Source organism: Limnobaculum xujianqingii (genome assembly GCF_013394855.1).
Taxonomy (GTDB): Bacteria; Pseudomonadota; Gammaproteobacteria; order Enterobacterales; family Enterobacteriaceae; genus Limnobaculum; species Limnobaculum xujianqingii.
In genome coordinates this window covers 1-19160 of sequence record NZ_JABMLK010000001.1, presented here as the reverse complement: position 1 = coordinate 19160, position 19160 = coordinate 1, and the positions used below count along the sequence as shown (strand labels likewise).

Annotated in this window: 18 protein-coding genes and 1 pseudogene; 3 read left to right on the top strand and 16 right to left on the bottom strand. The window is 43.9% G+C overall.

Annotation, left to right across the window (positions count from 1 at the left end):
- Positions 1-59: 59 nt before the first annotated feature.
- On the bottom strand, positions 60-1427 hold the full coding sequence (locus GOL65_RS00090; RefSeq protein ID WP_140920574.1) for an anti-phage deoxyguanosine triphosphatase: 1368 nt from the start codon (positions 1425-1427) through the stop codon (positions 60-62).
- 434 nt (positions 1428-1861) lie between these two features.
- Between GOL65_RS00090 and GOL65_RS00085 the strand changes: the two genes are divergently transcribed.
- Both GOL65_RS00085 and GOL65_RS00080 read left to right on the top strand, forming a co-directional pair.
- Positions 1862-2578, top strand: a complete 717-nt coding sequence (locus GOL65_RS00085; protein ID WP_228723020.1) for a DNA adenine methylase — start codon at positions 1862-1864, stop codon at positions 2576-2578.
- Positions 2575-3420 carry an 8-oxoguanine DNA glycosylase gene (locus tag GOL65_RS00080; protein WP_140920576.1) on the top strand — a complete coding sequence of 282 codons (846 nt, stop codon included), beginning with the start codon at positions 2575-2577 and terminating at the stop codon, positions 3418-3420. Before GOL65_RS00085 ends, GOL65_RS00080 begins: the two co-directional genes overlap by 4 nt.
- On the opposite strand, the gene GOL65_RS00075 is transcribed toward GOL65_RS00080, so the two are convergent.
- The 11 genes and pseudogenes from GOL65_RS00075 to GOL65_RS00030 form a co-directional block, all read right to left on the bottom strand.
- Entirely contained in the window at positions 3364-4038 is a 675-nt protein-coding gene (locus GOL65_RS00075; protein WP_228350895.1) for a nitroreductase family protein, read from the bottom strand. The two genes, GOL65_RS00080 and GOL65_RS00075, sit on opposite strands and share 57 nt — an antisense overlap.
- Complete coding sequence (locus tag GOL65_RS00070; RefSeq protein WP_140920577.1) at positions 4016-4621, bottom strand: 7-cyano-7-deazaguanine synthase; 606 nt, start codon at positions 4619-4621, stop codon at positions 4016-4018. Before GOL65_RS00070 ends, GOL65_RS00075 begins: the two co-directional genes overlap by 23 nt.
- The gene (locus tag GOL65_RS00065) at positions 4618-5859 is read right to left on the bottom strand and encodes a PfkB family carbohydrate kinase (protein ID WP_140920578.1); all 1242 of its coding nucleotides are present in this window, start codon (positions 5857-5859) and stop codon (positions 4618-4620) included. Before GOL65_RS00065 ends, GOL65_RS00070 begins: the two co-directional genes overlap by 4 nt.
- Positions 5856-6188, bottom strand: a complete 333-nt coding sequence (locus GOL65_RS00060) for a hypothetical protein (protein WP_140920579.1) — start codon at positions 6186-6188, stop codon at positions 5856-5858. Before GOL65_RS00060 ends, GOL65_RS00065 begins: the two co-directional genes overlap by 4 nt.
- A gap of 338 nt (positions 6189-6526) precedes the next feature.
- On the bottom strand, positions 6527-8377 hold the full coding sequence (locus GOL65_RS00055) for a TniQ family protein (protein ID WP_140920580.1): 1851 nt from the start codon (positions 8375-8377) through the stop codon (positions 6527-6529).
- Positions 8361-9329: a TniB family NTP-binding protein gene (locus GOL65_RS00050; protein ID WP_140920581.1), complete on the bottom strand. Its 969-nt coding sequence runs from the start codon at positions 9327-9329 to the stop codon at positions 8361-8363. Before GOL65_RS00050 ends, GOL65_RS00055 begins: the two co-directional genes overlap by 17 nt.
- A complete protein-coding gene (locus GOL65_RS22100) occupies positions 9319-9567 on the bottom strand; it encodes a hypothetical protein (protein ID WP_228723019.1) in 249 nt (82 codons plus the stop codon). Before GOL65_RS22100 ends, GOL65_RS00050 begins: the two co-directional genes overlap by 11 nt.
- A 141-nt stretch (positions 9568-9708) precedes the next feature.
- Positions 9709-9783 (bottom strand): annotated as a pseudogene (locus GOL65_RS22515) (hypothetical protein); the annotation flags it as partial.
- 35 nt (positions 9784-9818) lie between these two features.
- Entirely contained in the window at positions 9819-11249 is a 1431-nt protein-coding gene (locus tag GOL65_RS00040; RefSeq protein WP_140920582.1) for a DDE-type integrase/transposase/recombinase, read from the bottom strand.
- Positions 11203-11934, bottom strand: coding sequence for a hypothetical protein (locus GOL65_RS00035; protein ID WP_140920583.1), 732 nt, complete (start codon positions 11932-11934; stop codon positions 11203-11205). Before GOL65_RS00035 ends, GOL65_RS00040 begins: the two co-directional genes overlap by 47 nt.
- Positions 11935-12117: 183 nt before the next feature.
- Entirely contained in the window at positions 12118-12492 is a 375-nt protein-coding gene (locus GOL65_RS00030) for a helix-turn-helix domain-containing protein (RefSeq protein ID WP_140920584.1), read from the bottom strand.
- 213 nt (positions 12493-12705) lie between these two features.
- Here GOL65_RS00030 and GOL65_RS00025 point away from each other — a divergent pair, with 213 nt between their 5' ends.
- Entirely contained in the window at positions 12706-12918 is a 213-nt protein-coding gene (locus GOL65_RS00025; RefSeq protein ID WP_140920585.1) for a hypothetical protein, read from the top strand.
- Positions 12919-13018: 100 nt separating this feature from the next.
- Here the strand turns inward: GOL65_RS00025 and gyrB are convergent, their stop codons facing one another.
- The 4 genes from gyrB to dnaA are packed head-to-tail and all read right to left on the bottom strand — an operon-like array spanning position 13019 to position 19060.
- Complete coding sequence (gyrB, locus tag GOL65_RS00020; protein ID WP_140920586.1) at positions 13019-15439, bottom strand: DNA topoisomerase (ATP-hydrolyzing) subunit B; 2421 nt, start codon at positions 15437-15439, stop codon at positions 13019-13021.
- Positions 15440-15458: 19 nt separating this feature from the next.
- Entirely contained in the window at positions 15459-16544 is a 1086-nt protein-coding gene (gene recF / locus GOL65_RS00015; protein WP_140920587.1) for a DNA replication/repair protein RecF, read from the bottom strand.
- 21 nt (positions 16545-16565) lie between these two features.
- Positions 16566-17666 (bottom strand): DNA polymerase III subunit beta, encoded by a 1101-nt coding sequence (gene dnaN, locus GOL65_RS00010; RefSeq protein WP_140920588.1) that lies wholly within the window; start codon positions 17664-17666, stop codon positions 16566-16568.
- A 5-nt stretch (positions 17667-17671) separates the two neighbouring features.
- Entirely contained in the window at positions 17672-19060 is a 1389-nt protein-coding gene (dnaA, locus tag GOL65_RS00005) for a chromosomal replication initiator protein DnaA (RefSeq protein WP_140920589.1), read from the bottom strand.
- Positions 19061-19160: the final 100 nt, after the last annotated feature.

Here is a 19160-nt window from a genome sequence, read left to right as displayed (position 1 = left end):
ATACGATGTACCAGAATTTGATTTTCATTCGAAACACCTTTTCTACTCTGAGATAAAAATCAGAGCCTGTCAAAAATAGAGCCTTTGCGCGGAACAAAGATCTTTTCATACAGGCGAGTAGCATAATCATCCGTCATACCTGAAACATAATCGCTGATGACCCTCATTTTTTGGTCATCGCCTTTTTCAGCTTCTTTTATATAGGTGCTGCGGGTCTGTGACGGAAGAAAACGCTCAGGATCATTTGCTAGCACATTAAACAGTTCCACAATCAGCTTCTGCCCTTTAAACTCCAATAGCTGAACGTTTTCATGCCGGATAACTTTATCTTCGACCAGTTTAAAGATTGCCTTGCGTAGGGCATTCACTTCTTTAGGTAAAGCCACTTTGTAGCGAAGCACCCCACATTTAAAATTTTGATGCTGCACCTGGAGCGTGACGCTAGTGATCATCAGATGGACTAGTGTTCCAATACACTCCTTGCGAAGGTAGCTCTTGCCGAACAGTTTATCAGCCACGACATCAACTGTCAGATCAAACGAACTGCAATGGCAGTCTTCAAATAGATGAGCCTTGTCACTAAAATGCTCCATCCACATGTTTCTGTCGATCATTCTCAGTGATATCGCATCTTCAAGGTCATGGAGTGAATAAGAAACCTCATCTGCTAAATCCATGATCGTTGTATCCAACGCCTTGTATTCCGTTTTTTTGTGCTTGCCCGGCCCCTTGGTTTCACTAAAGGATTTCAATAGCGCCGTGTCTTTGCCATCAAAGGGGCTGAGAGCAAAACCGACAATGTCCGTTTCGGAATCGAAATAGCATTTGGGAGGCTTATATTGGGATGACTTGAACAGCCATTCACGGCTGTCTGCTTGTGACTGACCGTAAATATTTTCGTTAACAGCCTCAGAGTAGCTCACTGGGTATTTCAGCACGCCTAAGATAAGTCGTCGAGTGGGATCCAGTCCATTGGACTCAGTATATTTATCAAGTCGGGTAAGAATTCGCAACGTCTGCCCGTTACCTTCAAATCCACCATGTGCCCTCATACAGTAGTTTAGCGCAACCTCTCCACCATGTCCGAAGGGTGGATGGCCGATATCGTGTGCAAGACAGATAGCCTGTATCAGGCTCTGTTCGGGCAGAAATTCAGACTCAACCGTTTTACCGCTTTCATAGCGTTTATTTAACTGCGACAAGATCCCTGCACCAATCTGCGCGACCTCCATCGAATGGGTCAATCGTGTCCGATAGAAGTCGCTCTCCCCCAGACCCAGCACCTGCGTCTTTGACTGCAAACGCCTGAAGGCAGAGGAATGGATCAGCCGGGAAAGGTCACGATCATATTCAGATCTTATTTCATTAGGCCGCCTGTTATTGTTACCCAGACGTTCAGACCAGATCCTTTTGGTGAAGTGTGTCATAGCATCCCCTATTTGCAGAGTATGGCCTGCCTGCTTAATTTCAAACGTGGAATAAGAATGACACCGGCGTTCGGTAAACGATGGATGCATGGTTACATGCTGGCTTTCACGTCAACTTTTTTAAAGATATTCCGGATTACTGGAAAGCCCGCATGTTTCATATCTTTCGTGGACGGATGCTTGAACAACATAACCTCACCGGGTATCCCTTCGATAAACATCTACACAATGCTTTTATGCGTTTTCACATGTTTCATGAAAGTTCGTATCCATTATCTATCGCATCTATTCCCATAACAAGGCAAACATTTTTATTATATAAAATCATCTCATTACCATGTTAGTAAAGCAGAAATATTGTAATTGTGTTTATTAAACGTAAACTACTCGCTGATTGTTTATGTGATTTGAAATAAGTTCTGACATATTCGGTATTGATTGGAATTGACATCATCGTCAAAAATGACGATGATGAGTATATGAGATATCCCGGTGGTAAAGGCAAGTGCTATCAGCGACTCATCAACCTGATGCCAGTGCACGAAACATATATTGAAACCCACCTTGGCGGGGGGGCTGTAATGCGCAACAAGCTGCCCGCAAACCGTAATATTGGTATTGATCTTGATCAGCAGGTTATTAACCTCTGGCATGGCAACAATGAGGTTTCCTGCGAACTTATCCAAGATGACGCCGTGGCCTATCTCAGCTCATTCCCTTACCAAGGCAATGAGCTGATTTACGCCGATCCGCCCTATGTTCAGAGCACACGTAAACGCAGCAAGATTTATCGTCATGAATATACAGATGACAACCATCGCCAGTTGCTGCAACTGCTCGTCACGCTGCCCTGCATGGTAATGGTATCCGGTTATGAAAATTCAATTTATAACGAAATACTCAACAGCTGGCGTTGTGAGCGGTTCAACGCCAAGACGCATACGGGTGTTCGCGAAGAATGTGTCTGGATGAATTTTGATATACCTGATAGGTTGCATGATGCCCGCTACATGGGTAGCAACTACCGAGAAAGGCAGACGCTGATCCGTCGCCGCACCCGACTTTATGAGCGCATCGAACGAATGGAACTTACAGAGCGTAACGAACTTATCCACTGGCTGAATGCCAAATATGGTCTGGAGGTAGTATGACACAGCGGGGAGCGGTCTTCATTGGACCTGCAGTTATCAATTTGGATTTTCCAGCTCCAGAACAGGATATTCTCCCGGGCGTTTCGTGGGGTAGAATTGAGGCATTCCCATCCCCGGCCTACTGGGCCTATCAGGTGCTGGCCCGCCGCCTGAAGGTTAATGCTGTTAATTACAAGCTCGGACGAACGCTCAAAGAAGAAGTGGGTGCATGTCTGCTGGGCGGACATGGTATTCCGGCTGCAGTAGGTCTTGCCGCATTCAATAAGCTAAAAGATTATGGTGTGTTCAACGCTGAGCCTCCACCAGAAGAACTTATTTATGAATGGCTTTCACAACCAATTAAAACCGGCAGTAAATCAGTGCATTACCGCTTTGCCAGACAGAAATCCCGCTATCTCTCGGCAGCGCTGAACAAACTCAACGTGGAAGTACCTCCAACGGATTCAGGGCGCGTTCTTCGAGATTGGCTGATCTCAATACCTGGCATCGGACATAAAACGGCTTCATGGGTGGCACGCAACTGGCTCAGTGCCGATGATGTAGCCATTCTGGATATTCATATTCTGCGGGCTGGACTGCTGGCCGGATTTTTCCCAAGTAATCTGACGGTTGAGCGTGATTACCTTAAGCTGGAGCAGCTCTTCCTTGAGTTCAGTGAAGCAATGGGCGTTAAAGCGTCAGAATTGGATGCACTGATCTGGTACGAAATGCAGGCCTCTTCCAGTACCGTATTCAGCCTGATCGAAAACCTGCGTCATCAGCCTCTTGCTAAACTACGCCCCCGCTCATCGCGAGCCAAAGACCGCCAGCCCCGTACCCACCAGACGACCTTCCAATTTTAATCTGGCACACCAGTCATGACCAGTAATGCCCATCGGGCAGAAATTACAGGCTAGCGCTTCAGCAACAAGCGCCATCTGACCAACTAGGGCACCGACATCCCGCCAGATTAGGCTATCTGCATTCACATATTTCGCCGACGTTTTTCCCTGCTCGGCGATAAACCTGACAACAATACCGTTCTGAATATCAATAACCGGTAATAACTCGTCACGAACTTCAGACCGAGTCTGTTCCGGAATAAGCAGCGGCGTCAACGCGTGCATATCAGGCAGGTAAAGTTGCCAGCCATCCTGATCAGACCTGGAAAGAACGATATGAATGGGATGTATGGCTCCGGCAGAAGGCACGGGGCGTTGTGTAAGCGGAAACCCGTAATTTGAATGCCCTACAGCCATGACCCTGCCGGTCAGCCAGAGCCATTGAGATAATTGGGCCAGACTGACATGGCCGAAACTACGCCGGGTTCTGCGGCCTTCGATCACATCACTTAGTACGGGCAGTGCTACAATTTCAGGAGGTGATGTCAGAAAAAATGGTTCTCCAACAGGCCAACTGACGGGCTGATAACTGAGCGACTGTTCCCGAGGCACGGGACTACCGAGATCGGTCCAGATCATATCCAATATCATCCAGAACTTGAAAATACTTATTGCATCCCCGACAGCTGCCGCACGGGATGTTTGCCTTATGGCAATTGTGTGCCCAAGCTAGCCCGCCCGGCGTGACATCTGAAATCCTGATAAGCTCAGATGTTGATAACTCAATTGCCGGAGCTTCTACAACCATACCGCTTTCCTGGAACGCCATAAGATCACTTATTCTGCTGACAAAGCCCGAAGTGCCATCAAGATGAGTTTCATCCGATTTTACTGTGCCTATCCACAGATGGGTAACGCCAAGAGTGATAGCCTTCATGGCCGCCAGTGAGATAAGCATCTGGTTACGGTACGGCCACCAGTCACTGGATGGCGCATTCGGATCCGCTTCGGTACCAGCCATATCCCCTGACCCCAGAGAACGACAATCAATACGGATTACGTGATGCTCAATCCCGAGTGTCTGGCAGGTGACAGAAGCCGCTTTGATTTCAGCCTCAGCAGCATGCTGACCATAGTCGAGAGTCAGAGCGATATCTGGACGTTTCCACCATGCGATGGCAATAGAGTCCATTCCACCAGAAAGCAAAAGTGCGGTTTTCATTTTTGAGCTGCCACCCAGAGTGTTTTATAGATTGCGGTGACGTAATCAGTACAGAGAATACATCCCGATCCCTCCATCATTTTTAGGTCTTCTTCCGATTCGTTCTCTGCATAAAATACCACTGGAATGTCCCTTGCTCGAGCGTAACCGACCTCATAGATTGTGCCAGAATCCAGTGCATCACCTATCGCAAAAACAATGTCAGCCTGCCGTATCGCGTCAAGATCTTTTTTAACCACTTCTTCTGCGGTTCCGTGGCCAATCCTGTGATAGGGAGAAAAAACGTCCAGTCCCAGATCACTCAAGTTACGTTGTACCTGCTCAACAAGCCACAGCTGTGCAAGTGTAAAAAAAGGGCCAGCCAGATAAACCTTTCTATTGCCACCATCGATGAATTTTTGTGAGAGCCTTATGGGGTTGGGATGGAAAGCTGCCAGCCCTTCGGATGATGGAAAAAGCCCACTTTCGCAATAGCAAGCGGTGGCAAGCGAGGCTTGGTTTGCTGCGTCATGAGCTGTTTTTTTATTAAGCATCCATTCATAGGCAAAATAAGCAACGAACGCATCACCTGAGCCAATCTTGTGCACAAAGCTTGTCTCATATGCAGGAACATATGAGATATTACCGTTATCGCAAATGAGTGCTCCGGCTGGCCCCTGTTTAATGATAATAACTTCAGCATGACCGTTATTATAAAGAAATTCCGCCTGCTGTTGGTCGGATAACTCGTTCTGACCGCTAAGCGCTTTTGCTTCATAGCGATTCAGTATCAGCGCTAGATGCTTCGCTTTGGATCCATTAGCTGTGAATGGCTCTGGATTGACCACATTCTGGGGATCATATACTGCATAATCAGCATCGACGATAGCAGAGCCTTCAAGCATTCCATAACGCAGAGCAAAGGGCGCTGTTACTGTCATTGATGGGTAAGGTGTATCTGGATAGTTGAATATGCGAGGTTCTACCAGGCCATGTTCGTAGTGAAACATGACTGATTCCTGTACCAGATGAGTATTTAATGTGAGGTTTTCAAAATGAGCGCGATCCCGAAGTACTGAACTGACAACATCATCAGCATAGGTATGAAGATCGACGCTTACACTAAGCGTTGCTAATGCTGATGCAGCTCTTCCGGCAGAACCATAAACCTGGTGATTTCCCGGATGGAGGCAGATCTCATGATAAGTCCCCCCTGCAATCGTAATGGTATTCTCAGTTAACATTTGATTGTTACTCATACCGCATACACGCTGACCCTGACCTGGCCACCATTGATGGCTGTCACCCTAGCAACGTAGGTTGTCCCGTGGATAATGCAGTCACGCAGGCGCTGAATATAGGGTGACGCAATACCACCGGCTTGTTTACCGTTATATATCGCGACTGTAAGCAAAGAACCCTGAGAATTGATTTGAGCAATATTCAGGATGTCGCCGACTGTTAACTGAGTCACGACCTGTGGGTCCGGTGAGCTCAATTGAGTATCAATCGTAAGTTTTTCACAGGTAACTTCAAAATCAGCTTGGCCGAACTGGCCGCCATAACTACCCCCACCAGAGCCTGACATAGATACCTCATATTACATGTAGTTATTAACATATATTGTTTAGCTTTCAAACGTTATCATATTCATTAGTATTCATTTAATAAGGAAAACTAATTTAGGACATTGATCACAGTTGAGTTTTTTACTACAGCAATATTAAACTTAGCAATCCTGCAATGTAAGCTGGTAAAATTAACAGTCGAAACCTTCTACTGGTGTGAACACCTTACTGGCTTAGACGATGACCTGGATAGTTGGTAAATAATATTGTTTTACTTCGATAATAACCTCAATTCTCTATGTACTTAATCAAAAAGGTATATTAATAAAAACACAGTAAAATCAAAGGTAATACGTAATCATTCAATATTCAGGTTCAGTATAGAAATCTCATATAACTTCTGACGTAATTTAAATTCTGTTCGATAGTCGACAGAAAAAAGCCCTTTCTCCGCTAACTGTCGAGCCAATGTCCTTGAGTTAATCCCCAATCGTTCTGAAAGCCTTGAAAGCAACAGATACCTTTCATTAAATGCCTCTAAATCCTCCGCGGTTATCCACCGTGTCGCTGAACTTTCCAAAGTAGTGTGAGATAGAAAACCATAATTAACCAACTGGTAGGCAAACTCTTGATTGATTTTTAAGTTCTTCGCTGCCTCCGGTATTGTCATGTAATTAACTGTCGGTATCTTTCTGTTTAACCAACTCATAAATTCACTGATAGGAATCCTTAAAGAGCGGATTTTAGGCTCACTACCATTTGGAAGGACTACAGTAAGCTCATCGTTAATAATGGCATTTATAACGGCTAAAAGGGGCGTTTCAATTCGATTATTTACCATTTTTAAAAGGTTCGGAATAGGAATGCATTCGTTCTTACTTTTAGCCTGTTTGTTTAAAATATTGGATAGATAATTATTAACTTCAGCGCGTAAAAACTGCCACGAGCTGCCGGACTTCTGTTCTGCATGATAAGAGCTATTTTGATATACCTGCTCAGGGCTTATCACATAGTTAAATTGTTGTCCGTCCACGAGTTGCTTAAGCTGAGATTTTGTTACTCCAAGCAGTTTGGTTACATCAAGAAAGCTTATGATATCCTTCAGTATTAGTAAGTTATTTTCAATGTCAGTTCTGTACAGGAGCGTGAATGTTCGCTGCCCTACAAATTTTCTTTCTGCTTTAATCAGGCCCTGGCTAACTGCCTTTTTTAGTATTGATTCTGATAGAGCATACTCTTTGCTTGCTTGAGTAAAAGGGATCCAACGATGCTCAAGTATGACCGCTTGAGAGAACAGCGTATTTTTTCCAGTGATTGGTCTCTTCCAGTTTTCTTTAATGTAATCTTCTAAAAGACGTCGATATTCTGAAAAAAGGGGGCTTCTAATGTGTCTATGGAACTCACGATAGAACAACATCAAATCCCCAGTTGAGTTATCTGGTTTATGTATCTGCTCTAAAAAATGAATGAACCCCTTTTTCCCTGAGAAAAATGTTTTACCTATTGATTCTACAAATGGTTTTAAATCAGCCATATCTATTAGCTGTATGGATTTTTTATTATTATTCAAAAGAATACGTTGTTTTTGGGTTAGGAACTTTAAGACGCTAAGGCGCTCTTGTAGAGCATAGATAGATAATGGATTTAACTGTTTCTCGCTACATGATGGCCACAATCCTTGTATAAATAGCTGAACATTATAAGCAGGTTTTGATACTGGCTCTGCTGGTAAAAACTTAATCGCAGCCCCGCAATTACAAGTACCAGATAACGCGAATAATGTATTAAGTGGGGTGTTGCACTGAGGGCATATATCCTGCAGCCATACCTTATGCTTTAAGCAAATCGCGGTAATCTTTAAACCCCACCACCTACGATAATACTTATTTTCGCCTAAGCATTGCGGGCAAACTCGGGCGTGTTTCACTAACAAGTATTGTTGAGGTAATACGCTAATCGTTTTAGTCCAATTATCTAGCAATGAAAAGCTACTCCAGGGTTGTTCGGTAACCAGATCATAAGCCAACATATGGGTTATTTTTCGAGGATAAATTGATTGTTTATTGTTTCTTATCAGCCAATTTACTGACGCATAATGGTTGAGGTAGGCTAATCTGTTGAGATAACCCAGTGGTGATTCATCAGAATAGGCTTTAGGGTATATCAGCGGTTTGCAGAGCTTCATCCGTTCGTTATCTTGAATGGGCATTCAATGAGCTCCTGACGAAATAGAACCGATGAAATGGCATACCTTCTTTGTCTAACCTTATCCATCTGAATTTATTATTAAATGGATTTAAGTCACCAATAGCATTGTTCCAAATATATTGGGTAAATGCTTCTTCCAGACATTCCATGTTGAGTGAGCTAAGTTGGTTATTGATAGCTATTTCGTAGGCACCAATAAACAACTTGACCATGTAGTCGATAATGCCATTAGTGGCGAAGTGAAACCGTTGAATTACTGTTTCATTTTTTAAATTCATTAAAACCGGTAGCCTTAAGGCATCTTGTAATGTACACAACACGCTTAAAAAACTTGTATATTCCTCTTTTGAAGCAAGGGAAAAGGCTTTTAAATCTATCCGGTGACTAAAACGACGGCGTAGCTGCTCATTAATTTGCAGAATTTGTTCACTTCGTTCCAGCCCCATTAAGACAGTAGCAATGTTGGCTTTATCAATAATGGTCTTTAACCAGTCTGAAACCTGAAGAGGAGAAGAGTGCTTTCCCTGGTCGATAAAGTGCTGAAGCTCATCAAAAATGACTAATTTAACATCACATTTTATAAGATAGGTGAGTATTCGATTGGTTTTCTCAACGGCAGACCCCTTGTAGAACAAAGGGTCACCTAATTTGACCAATACTTCTTCGGCCATATTTTTTATCGTCGGAAAGGGCGGTGTACTGACGACAAGAACAGGAATAATCCTCCTCTCATCGGCATCATAAGCCGGAAAATTACGCGCTAACGCAGCATTAAGGGTTGATTTACCCGTTCCTGACTCACTGACACAAATCAGGTTTTGTGCAACATCAGCCAGCCTCTTCATTTCATAGGCATCAATAATGCGTTGATAGGCTATATCAAACTGAGGATGATGAATAATTAAGTCTTTCAGGCGAGCTGTAGTGGCAAAGATTAGGTCTCTACTTTTCATCTTTGTTGCTCACTTTAAAAACAGGAATTTCATCTAATTCATCAAAGGATATATCAGTCAGGATTGGCGGTAATAATGGTCCTTTGGGAGTGTTTTTGATATCGCTAATTCTGGCGGCTTTAGTCCTTTTACGTAGTGATTTATTGTGGTTAGCTTTCGATATTAATACCTGCAATTTACTTTTGGCTTCGAGAAGGGAATGTGTATTTATTAAGAGTTTTTTCTTTTCCTTAAGCAAGGCGATAATTTTCTCATGTTGGCGTAATGATAGATTAGCGGCATATTCAGACTGTACGCAGGGGATTTTAACGTAAGCATGGCTATGTTGGTTGTATAGCCAAATATGACTTAAATCTTCTAAATCAACCCTAATACTTGCCGTTGTCCGATTACCTTGCCGTATTCTTAATAACCTGATTTCTGGGGAGTTATAGAAGAGATTTTTGAACTGAATGCCTTCATGGCTTAATGTTCGCTCGTATTCTCGCGTCAGAATGATATCAAGATTTTTTTACTTTCAGGGAGTAACGGTTCGATTTGCTTTAAACCATTTTGCCATTCTATGGCGGGGATACTTTCTAACCCTTTGTGTGGTGACTGACAATAAATATCAATAAGCCAGTGATAGATAATTCCTTGTAATTCCGTCAGCGTAATGCTGGCTAATTTTTCTGATTCATAATCGCCTCTGGCACGTATGTTAGAGAAGGTCGTTCCCGAGAGACGATGACAGACTTGTCTGTTTAAAGTACCAAAAAAGCGCTCAACATGTCCTTTATAGTGGGGTTGTTGTTTGGGACAGAATATCAGTTCAATATTTAATTCAGCGCACATACGACGTAGCTGCTTGGAGTGAAACTCAAGACCGTTATCACAAACCAATGTTGACGGTATTCCATAAGCTGGCCAGCCATTTTCGATGTCGGGATAATCCTGTTTAATAAAGTCTTTTGGCAATATAGCACTACGAAGGGCTCTCATAACCGAGAGTTCTGACGGGGGCTCAAAACCGATATAAACACCTAGTGGCATTCGCGACTGAACATCCAGTATAAATGTTAGTGTAGGGCGCCCTTCAGCAAGTCCGGTCTTTTCATTAATGACCATAATGTCTAGGATTGTATGGTCTATTTCAGCTCTTTCTAATATGAATTTTGTGATAACACCGTTACCAACCGCTCGAAAGTGATTTTCCGCCGCTCTCTTTCCTTCTCTAGCTGACATAACTTCATATTGATCAAACTGACGTAACATTGCATAAAACGTTGCCCGACAAGGAATGTTTATCTGTTCAAGGTTAATTTGATTGAAGCGTGTTATTTGGCTACATAGCTCATCATAGGTATTTTGAATGCTGTTACCTTCACGAGTGAGATAAATATTATCAATAACTTGAAGATATAATTTTTCAAATGATGGACCAAATTTTGATATTTTTATTCTGTCGGGAGAATGATTGCGTAGTGCCAGTGAATTTATATCATTTCCTGAATCAACCCATCTTTTCCACCATCGGTAGAGCGTCATATCAGAAGGCGGCTTACCCTGGTGAACGGCTTCCGGTAATTGACTAATAGCTTCTTTCAGGTTTTTTCTGGTTGGTTTATCTCCAAGTTGGCTGATCACATGCTGGATATAGTGGTATCGTTTAAGAATTAATGATTGTTCTTTCTCCGAGAACCTAAGTAATCCCCCTGAGATTGTTTCTTTCTGTTTATTGTTGGGGTGAGAGCTTCCATCAATAAAGGATAATTTTCCTGTAGTTAAAAGGCTTAAAAGCTCAGTTTTTGTTCGTTGTATTAATGCCAGATCATTACTTCGTTCTAAAGTGACTATCCCATTTTCGATTATTCGGATAATACGGTATTGCTCATTATCTAAAGTCAGGCGCAGTCCGGTATGTAAATAAGATGTCTTCATTGTGGTTATCCTTATGAATAAGTGAATTGTTGGTAATTGGCTGTTCTAAATCGATATAGAGATAACCCTGAGCAATGAGTCCATACGCATGAGCTAGGGAATCTATATCCTCTATAAGTTGTTCTAATGTGATAAAGCGCCCTTGTTGGGCTCTGAGAATTAGTTGTGGTGTTAGGTTTACGCGTTGGTAGGTACGAAGCAGCGTTAGATTGCGTTCTTTAACTGGATTCAGCAGCTCATTATTGGTAATAACAATGAATGGATAGTCGCCATTGTTTAATGTTCCTGATACTGCGGAGTAAAACCTGGAGTTTTCGGGCTGAAAAAGGATCGTGAATGGTTTTATTTCGACATACCAGACCTCGCCTGAATAAAATAAAAGTTCAAAATCTGGTGTATAGCGTCGTATCTTTCCTTCATAAGGAATATCAAATCTAGCAGGTTGCTCATGGTATTTCTGAATCGCCGATGAGAACTCAAACAGGTAACAAGCTCGACGTTCAAGCTGTGATTCCCACGCTATCATTCTGCCCATTTTATGAGATGGGAACTGGCCCCTCACTTTGCCTCGAGAGCGGGTAATCGGCTCTCGAACCCGATGATGTATTTCTTTGGGGGCTAAATTTAGGCATGAGTGTGCCCTTTGTGTCAGGATTTTATCTCCGACAACCTTTTTTAAAGTCATAAAAATCCCTTACCAAAATAGGTAATATTTATTACATTCTGAGTAGGTATTGATATGGCTGGCTTGACGGATGAAATATGAAGAGTGATACTTTAACTGCGAATCAAAGTATTATTTATCACATTTCGGGGCCAGCTAATCACTGTGTCCCGTTTTGTTTTTTACATAATTAGTTTTCCTATTTTATTTATTACCATCATTAATATATTTACTGAGTTTTAACGTGTTATTCATGATTGCTAATTGTTCTGGGCTTAATGTTCCCAGGTGTTGCCATAATTGACGAATAAACACTAACTCATCACATGTAACACGATTAGGTACTTTCCTTGTTGTTTGTGATAACTCAACAACATCCCGTAACGTATCTTGTTCTTGCTTATCAAGTGATAGGCTCGATATCAGTTTTTGTAAAATCACTTCTGTGGGTGGGCTCTTCTTGCCTGTTTCTAATGCACTTACATAGCTGGGATTGATATCAAGCGCATATGCAAGCTGTTTTTGGCTCAGCTTTCTATCTCTTCTAATCTGTTCTAAAAAGTGACTAAATGGTGTCATTTTTATATTTTCGTGATACTAAATGGAATAAAAATTGATTGCATATAATAAATTATCATTTTTTAATCATGACTAAAATATTAATTTCATGGATTGGAGTCATCAAGTTTAATATTCTATTCTTTATTTTTCGTATAATAGATTGCATACGAAATTAAATATTAGATTAGGTTTTGTTTTAATTAAAAATATATTTTTAGCATTGGAATTAATATGAAAAATAACTGTAATAAAAAATTTGTAGATATTTCTATGCAGGAACCCGAAATTACCCAAGAGTCTGCCAATAAGTATAGAAAATGGTTAGAAGAGAGTGTTATCAAAAGTATTGAAGATAGTCGACCATCAGTTTCTCATGAGGCTGCTCAAAAAATTTTTACAGAAATGAAAAGAAAATCGCCGCTGAACTTAAAGCCAAAAAAATAGAAGGAGCCAATTGGCTCCCTCTATCTCATTTCTAATTAGACGTCATCTCATCTTTGCTGGATTTCATCTCACTTTAGACTAGATCCGACATTTCAGGTTACTACACGTCCAGATTAGCAACCTTCAGCGCATTTTGTTCGATAAAGGCACGACGAGGTTCAACTTCATCCCCCATCAGCGTAGTGAATAGCTGATCGGCGGCAATCGCATCTTTAATAGTTACCTGCAACATACGACGTCCTTCCGGATCCATAGTAGTTTCCCACAGCTGCTCCGGGTTCATCTCTCCCAGACCTTTATAGCGCTGAATAGATAATCCACGGCGTGATTCTTTAACTAACCAGTCAAGAGCCTGTTCGAAGGTGGCTACTGGCTGACGACGTTCGCCGCGCTCAATAAAGGCTTCATCTTCAATCAGACCACGCAGTTGCTCACCCAGATGACACATCTTGCGATATTCACTGCCCAATACAAAATCAATATTCAGGTTGTAATCAGTATCAACACCATGGGTACGAACGCGAATCTGCGGCTCGAAAATAGCACGCTCGCTGTTTTCCTGAACCAGAGCAATATAAGTACTGCCATGCTGCTCTTTTTCATTAAGCGTATTAACCAGTGATTCAACCCACTCCTGAGTTTTAGTTTTATCAGACAGAATCTCTTCAGTCAGCGTTGACTGATAGACTAACTGATTAAGCAGAGCCAGAGGAGTACGACGCTCCATACGTTTGAGCATCTTCTGCACGCTATAAAACTCTGCGACTAAACGCTCCAGAGGTTCACCCGCCAGCGCCGGTGCCTGTGGGTTCACAAACAGTGATGCACCGTCTAACGCTGTGGTGATCTGGTACTGATCCATCGCTTCATCATCTTTGATGTACTGCTCTTGCTTACCTTTTTTCACTTTATACAGCGGTGGCTGAGCAATATAGATATAGCCACGCTCAATAACTTCCGGCATTTGACGGTAAAAGAAAGTCAGCAACAGAGTACGGATGTGCGAACCATCCACGTCAGCATCGGTCATGATAATGATACTGTGATAACGCAGTTTGTCCGGGTTGTATTCATCGCGGCCGATACCACAACCTAATGCGGTGATCAGGGTCGCTACTTCCTGAGAAGATAGCATCTTGTCGAAGCGCGCTTTCTCCACGTTGAGGATTTTTCCTTTCAACGGCAGAATCGCCTGATTCTTACGGTTACGCCCCTGCTTAGCAGAGCCGCCCGCTGAGTCCCCTTCCACTAAGTAGAGTTCAGACAGCGCAGGGTCACGTTCCTGGCAGTCCGCCAGTTTACCCGGCAGGCCACCTAAGTCTAAAGCCCCTTTACGGCGAGTCATTTCACGCGCTTTACGTGCCGCTTCACGAGCACGAGCCGCATCGATGATTTTGCCCACTACGATTTTGGCATCGCTCGGATTTTCCAGCAGGTATTCAGACAGTTTTTCCGCCATGATGGATTCAACGGCAGATTTAACCTCTGAAGAAACCAGCTTATCTTTAGTCTGTGAAGAGAATTTAGGATCCGGCACTTTAACTGAAACTACTGCAATCAAACCTTCACGAGCATCATCGCCGGTGGCGCTGACTTTAGCTTTTTTGCTGTAACCCTCTTTTTCCATATAGTTATTCAGGGTACGGGTCATTGCAGCGCGGAAACCGGCCAGGTGAGTACCACCGTCACGCTGTGGAATGTTATTAGTAAAACAGTAGATATTCTCCTGGAAGCCATCGTTCCACTGCAGAGAAACTTCTACATTGATACCGTCTTTTTCATTCTGATGCGTGAAATAGAATACCGATGGATGAATCGGGGTTTTATTACGGTTCAGATATTCTACGAACGCCTTAATACCACCTTCATAATGGAAGTGGTCATGCTTATCGTCACGCTCATCATTTAATTTGATGGATACGCCGGAGTTCAGGAACGACAGTTCACGCAGACGTTTAGCCAGAATATCGTATTGAAACTCAAGGTTAGTGGTAAAGGTGTCCGGGCTTGGCCAGAAACGAATACGAGTACCACTTCTGTCAGCATCACTCACCACTTTCAGAGGCGCTTCCGGCACACCGCTGCGGTAGATTTGCTTATGGGTTTTACCATCACGATCGATAACCAGTTCCAGTTTGTCCGACAGCGCATTGACTACTGAAACACCCACGCCGTGCAAACCACCGGAAACTTTATAGGAGTTATCATCAAACTTACCGCCTGCGTGCAGTACGGTCATGATAACCTCTGCAGCAGAAACACCTTCCTCTTCGTGAATGCCGGTAGGAATACCACGGCCATCATCCTGTACGGAAACGGAGTTATCACTGTGAATGGTTACAACGATGTCTTTACAGTAGCCAGCCAGCGCTTCGTCGATTGCGTTATCGACAACCTCAAATACCATGTGGTGCAGACCGGTACCATCGTCGGTATCACCGATATACATGCCCGGGCGTTTACGTACCGCATCCAGACCTTTTAAAACCTTGATACTTGAGGAATCATATGTATTCGACATTAGCGTTTCTCGCTCACTATTAATCCTGTGGTTGATGCTCTATTTTGCCATGTTCTACAGAGAACATCTTGCCCTTTTTGTCCATCATATCAGCGATCTGTTCAGCGCTGACGGCGCTAACAAAAACCTGAGCGCCGGTAGCTTTTAAACGATCCGCCAGCAATTTGCGGCGATGGACATCAAGCTCGGAAGCAAAATCATCGATAAGATAGAGGCAACGACGTCCGCTCTGACGAGTTAAAAACTCCCCCTGAGCTAAACGCAGTGCACACATCAATAATTTGAGCTGGCCGCGCGACAACAAATCTTCCACCGGCGTTCCATCTGCACGAATACGAAAATCTGCTTTATGTGGGCCCGCTGACGTATAGGTCAAAGCCCGGTCACGCTCAAACTGCCGCTCAAGAAGCTCACCATAGTCACTCTCTTTATCCCAACCGCGCTGGAAGGAGAATGACAGGTTGAACTCCGGTAAAAACTCAGCACAGGTTGCGGTAATATCCTGTGCGATAGCTTCGGCATACGCTGCTCGCCATTCACTAATACGCATCGCCAGTGGAATGAGTTCCTGATCCCACGGGCGAATTTGTGAATAGCGATGGGTTTGACGCAGCGCTGCGTTTCGCTGTTTCAGCAATCGTCTGAGATTGCTCCAGCCATGAAAAAAGTGTGGTTCACTATGAAAACAGCCCCAGTCTAAAAATGCTCGCCGATATTTAGGGCCGCCGTTGAGTAAAGTGAACCCTTCCGGCGTAATTAACTGAATGGGTAAGAGTTGGGCCAGCTCAGAGACTTTATGGTCATCACTGCCATCAATGCGAACTTTGGTATCACCAAGACGGCTTTTACGTAACCCAACCGATAACTCCCGTTCATTACCGGCTATTCTACCATGTAATACGAATTCTTGCTGCTCATGACGAACAACTCGTCCGGTTTGCAGGCTGCGAAAAGCGCGACCATGACCGAGCGTATATACTGCTTCCAGTACGCTGGTCTTGCCGCTGCCGTTAGGGCCGACAAAAAAATTGAAGCCGGCGGACGGTGCGAGATCCGCCGATTCGATATTGCGGAAGTCATTTATCAGTAAACGGGTTAAAGCCATTCAGTGGTACAGTAGCTCCGTTTACAGACGCATTGGCATAACAACATAGGCTGCGCTGGTATTAGCACAGTCCTCTATTTGTACGCTGGATACTGAGTCGGTTAGCAATAAACGCACGTCTTCGCACTTAAGCGCATTCAGCACATCCAATACATAGCTGACGTTAAAACCGATTTCCAGATCGGTACCGCCATACACCACGTCCAGAATCTCTTCTGCTTCTTCCTGCTCCGGGTTATTGGCTGTGATTTTCAGTTGATTCTGATTCAGGTGCAGACGCACGCCACGGAACTTCTCGTTAGAGAGGATCGCTGCACGAGAAAATGCCTGCTTAAGCTCATCACAGTTAGCTTCCAGTGTTTTATCCGGATTCTTTGGCAGCACGCGGCGATAGTCAGGAAAGCGACCATCAACCAACTTGGAGGTGAAAATATAGTCACCAACGTGAGCACGAATGTTATTGCTGCCAATTTGCAGACGCAGATCGCCATTGTTGTTATCCAGCAGGCGAACTAACTCCAGTACCCCTTTACGCGGCACAATCACATCGTGAGGTGGTAGCTTCTGACCTACTGACATTGAACACACAGCCAGACGATGGCCGTCAGTAGCGACAGTACGCAACTCTTCACCTTCGGTTTCAAACATCATGCCGTTCAGGTAGTAACGTACATCCTGATGTGCCATAGAAAATTGGGTGGCTTCAATCAGGCGCTTCAGCGTTGCCTGAGGCAGGGTAAATTCCACTTCACTCTTCCAGTCATCCAGATTCGGATAATCTGACGCTGGCAGAGTAGAAAGGGAGAAACGACTACGGCCTGAGCGCACCAGAATGCGATCGTTTTCCTGAGTGATGCTGATTTCAGCACCGTCGGGCAACCCACGACAAATATCAAGGAATTTACGTGCTGGAACAGTAATCGCACCCGGCTCATGAGGCTGAGTCAAGGTAATGCGGGCTACCATCTCCATTTCAAGATCGGTACCGGTAAGTAACAGATAACCGTCTGTAACTTGAATCAGAAGGTTACCAAGAATAGGCAGCGTTGGGCGGCCACCCAGCGGGCTGCTGACTTGCTGCAGCGGCTTAATTAAATGTTCACGGTCAATGATAAATTTCATAAGCGTTATGATGATAATGTTCTGATTAAGTTAGAGAAATCTTCTTTGATGTCGTGGCTTTCCTCTCGTAACTGTTCTATTTTACGACAGGCGTGCAGCACGGTGGTGTGGTCCCGGCCGCCAAACGCATCACCGATTTCCGGTAAGCTGTGGTTGGTCAACTCTTTAGCCAATGCCATCGCCATCTGGCGCGGGCGGGCAACGGAACGGGAACGCCGTTTAGACAACAAATCAGCGATCTTAATTTTGTAATATTCCGCTACTGTTTTTTGGATATTATCTATAGTAACCAGCTTTTCTTGCAGCGCCAATAAATCCCGCAGGGCCTCACGCACAAAGTCAATGGTAATGGCGCGCCCGGTGAAATTAGCATTGGCAATCACTCGGTTTAATGCCCCTTCCAGTTCCCGGACATTAGAACGCAAACGCTTAGCAATAAAGAAAGCGACTTCTGCTGGCAGTCGAATATCGTTCTCATCCGCCTTCTTCATTAATATAGCGACTCGAGTTTCCAGCTCCGGAGGCTCAATAGCCACCGTCAACCCCCAGCCGAAGCGAGATTTCAGACGATCTTCTACGCCATTAATCTCTTTCGGGTAACGGTCAGAGGTAAGAATAATTTGTTGGTTACCTTCCAGTAACGCATTAAAGGTATGAAAGAATTCTTCCTGTGAACGCTCTTTATTAGCAAAAAATTGAATATCATCAATCAGTAATGCATCAACAGAACGATAGTAACGTTTAAACTCTTCAATCGCGTTGTTTTGTAATGCTTTTACCATATCCTGAACAAAGCGCTCAGAGTGCATATAGACCACTTTGGCATTCGGCTTGCGCTCAATAATACCGTTGCCTACCGCGTGTAACAGGTGAGTTTTACCCAGCCCGGTTCCACCATACAGAAATAGTGGGTTATAAGCGCCGCCCGGATTATCTGCAACCTGACGAGCAGCAGCCCGCGCCAGTTGGTTAGATTTACCCTCAACGAAATTATCAAACTGATGTTTAGGATTCACACCTGAACGATAAGAAAGCTCCGGCTGTGCCGACGTGCTTTCCCAGCTTGGGCGCACTGCAGCAGGGCGAGCGGCACCTGTCTGCCCGTTTCCGTTAGTATTCACTTTTGCCGGACGATCGATCTGAGCCAGTGGTTTAGTGCCCACTTCAAAACGCAACTGAGGCACATCACTACCACAGAAGTCATTCAGTAATGCATTAATATTATTTAGGTATTTATCGCGAACCCAATCCAGAACAAATCGGTTAGGTGCGTAAAGGGCGAGTGTATCGTCACTCAGTTCCGCCTGTAACGGACGAATCCACATACTGAATTCGGTGGCAGGTAATTCATCTTGCAGTCGGGCAAGGCACTGCTGCCAAAGAGAAAGTGACACGGCGAACTCCACTCGAACAAAAAATCAATAACAAAGGTAGAGAAATATAAACGATGTTAACGCTTTTTCCTCTACCGCTTACAACGAACTTCTTTGTTTT

Excerpts from the sequence above, each read along its gene's own strand:
- GOL65_RS00090 (WP_140920574.1), bottom strand. The coding sequence starts at position 1,427 with ATGACACACTTCACCAAAAGGATCTGGTCTGAACGTCTGGGTAACAAT.
- GOL65_RS00080 (WP_140920576.1), top strand. The coding sequence starts at position 2,575 with ATGACACAGCGGGGAGCGGTCTTCATTGGACCTGCAGTTATCAATTTG.
- GOL65_RS00075 (WP_228350895.1), bottom strand. The coding sequence starts at position 4,038 with ATGATCTGGACCGATCTCGGTAGTCCCGTGCCTCGGGAACAGTCGCTC.
- GOL65_RS00070 (WP_140920577.1), bottom strand. The coding sequence starts at position 4,621 with ATGAAAACCGCACTTTTGCTTTCTGGTGGAATGGACTCTATTGCCATC.
- GOL65_RS00065 (WP_140920578.1), bottom strand. The coding sequence starts at position 5,859 with ATGAGTAACAATCAAATGTTAACTGAGAATACCATTACGATTGCAGGG.
- GOL65_RS00060 (WP_140920579.1), bottom strand. The coding sequence starts at position 6,188 with ATGTCAGGCTCTGGTGGGGGTAGTTATGGCGGCCAGTTCGGCCAAGCT.
- GOL65_RS00055 (WP_140920580.1), bottom strand. The coding sequence starts at position 8,377 with ATGCCCATTCAAGATAACGAACGGATGAAGCTCTGCAAACCGCTGATA.
- GOL65_RS00050 (WP_140920581.1), bottom strand. The coding sequence starts at position 9,329 with ATGAAAAGTAGAGACCTAATCTTTGCCACTACAGCTCGCCTGAAAGAC.
- GOL65_RS00040 (WP_140920582.1), bottom strand. The coding sequence starts at position 11,249 with ATGAAGACATCTTATTTACATACCGGACTGCGCCTGACTTTAGATAAT.
- GOL65_RS00035 (WP_140920583.1), bottom strand. The coding sequence starts at position 11,934 with ATGACTTTAAAAAAGGTTGTCGGAGATAAAATCCTGACACAAAGGGCA.
- GOL65_RS00030 (WP_140920584.1), bottom strand. The coding sequence starts at position 12,492 with ATGACACCATTTAGTCACTTTTTAGAACAGATTAGAAGAGATAGAAAG.
- GOL65_RS00025 (WP_140920585.1), top strand. The coding sequence starts at position 12,706 with ATGAAAAATAACTGTAATAAAAAATTTGTAGATATTTCTATGCAGGAA.
- gyrB (WP_140920586.1), bottom strand. The coding sequence starts at position 15,439 with ATGTCGAATACATATGATTCCTCAAGTATCAAGGTTTTAAAAGGTCTG.
- recF (WP_140920587.1), bottom strand. The coding sequence starts at position 16,544 with ATGGCTTTAACCCGTTTACTGATAAATGACTTCCGCAATATCGAATCG.
- dnaN (WP_140920588.1), bottom strand. The coding sequence starts at position 17,666 with ATGAAATTTATCATTGACCGTGAACATTTAATTAAGCCGCTGCAGCAA.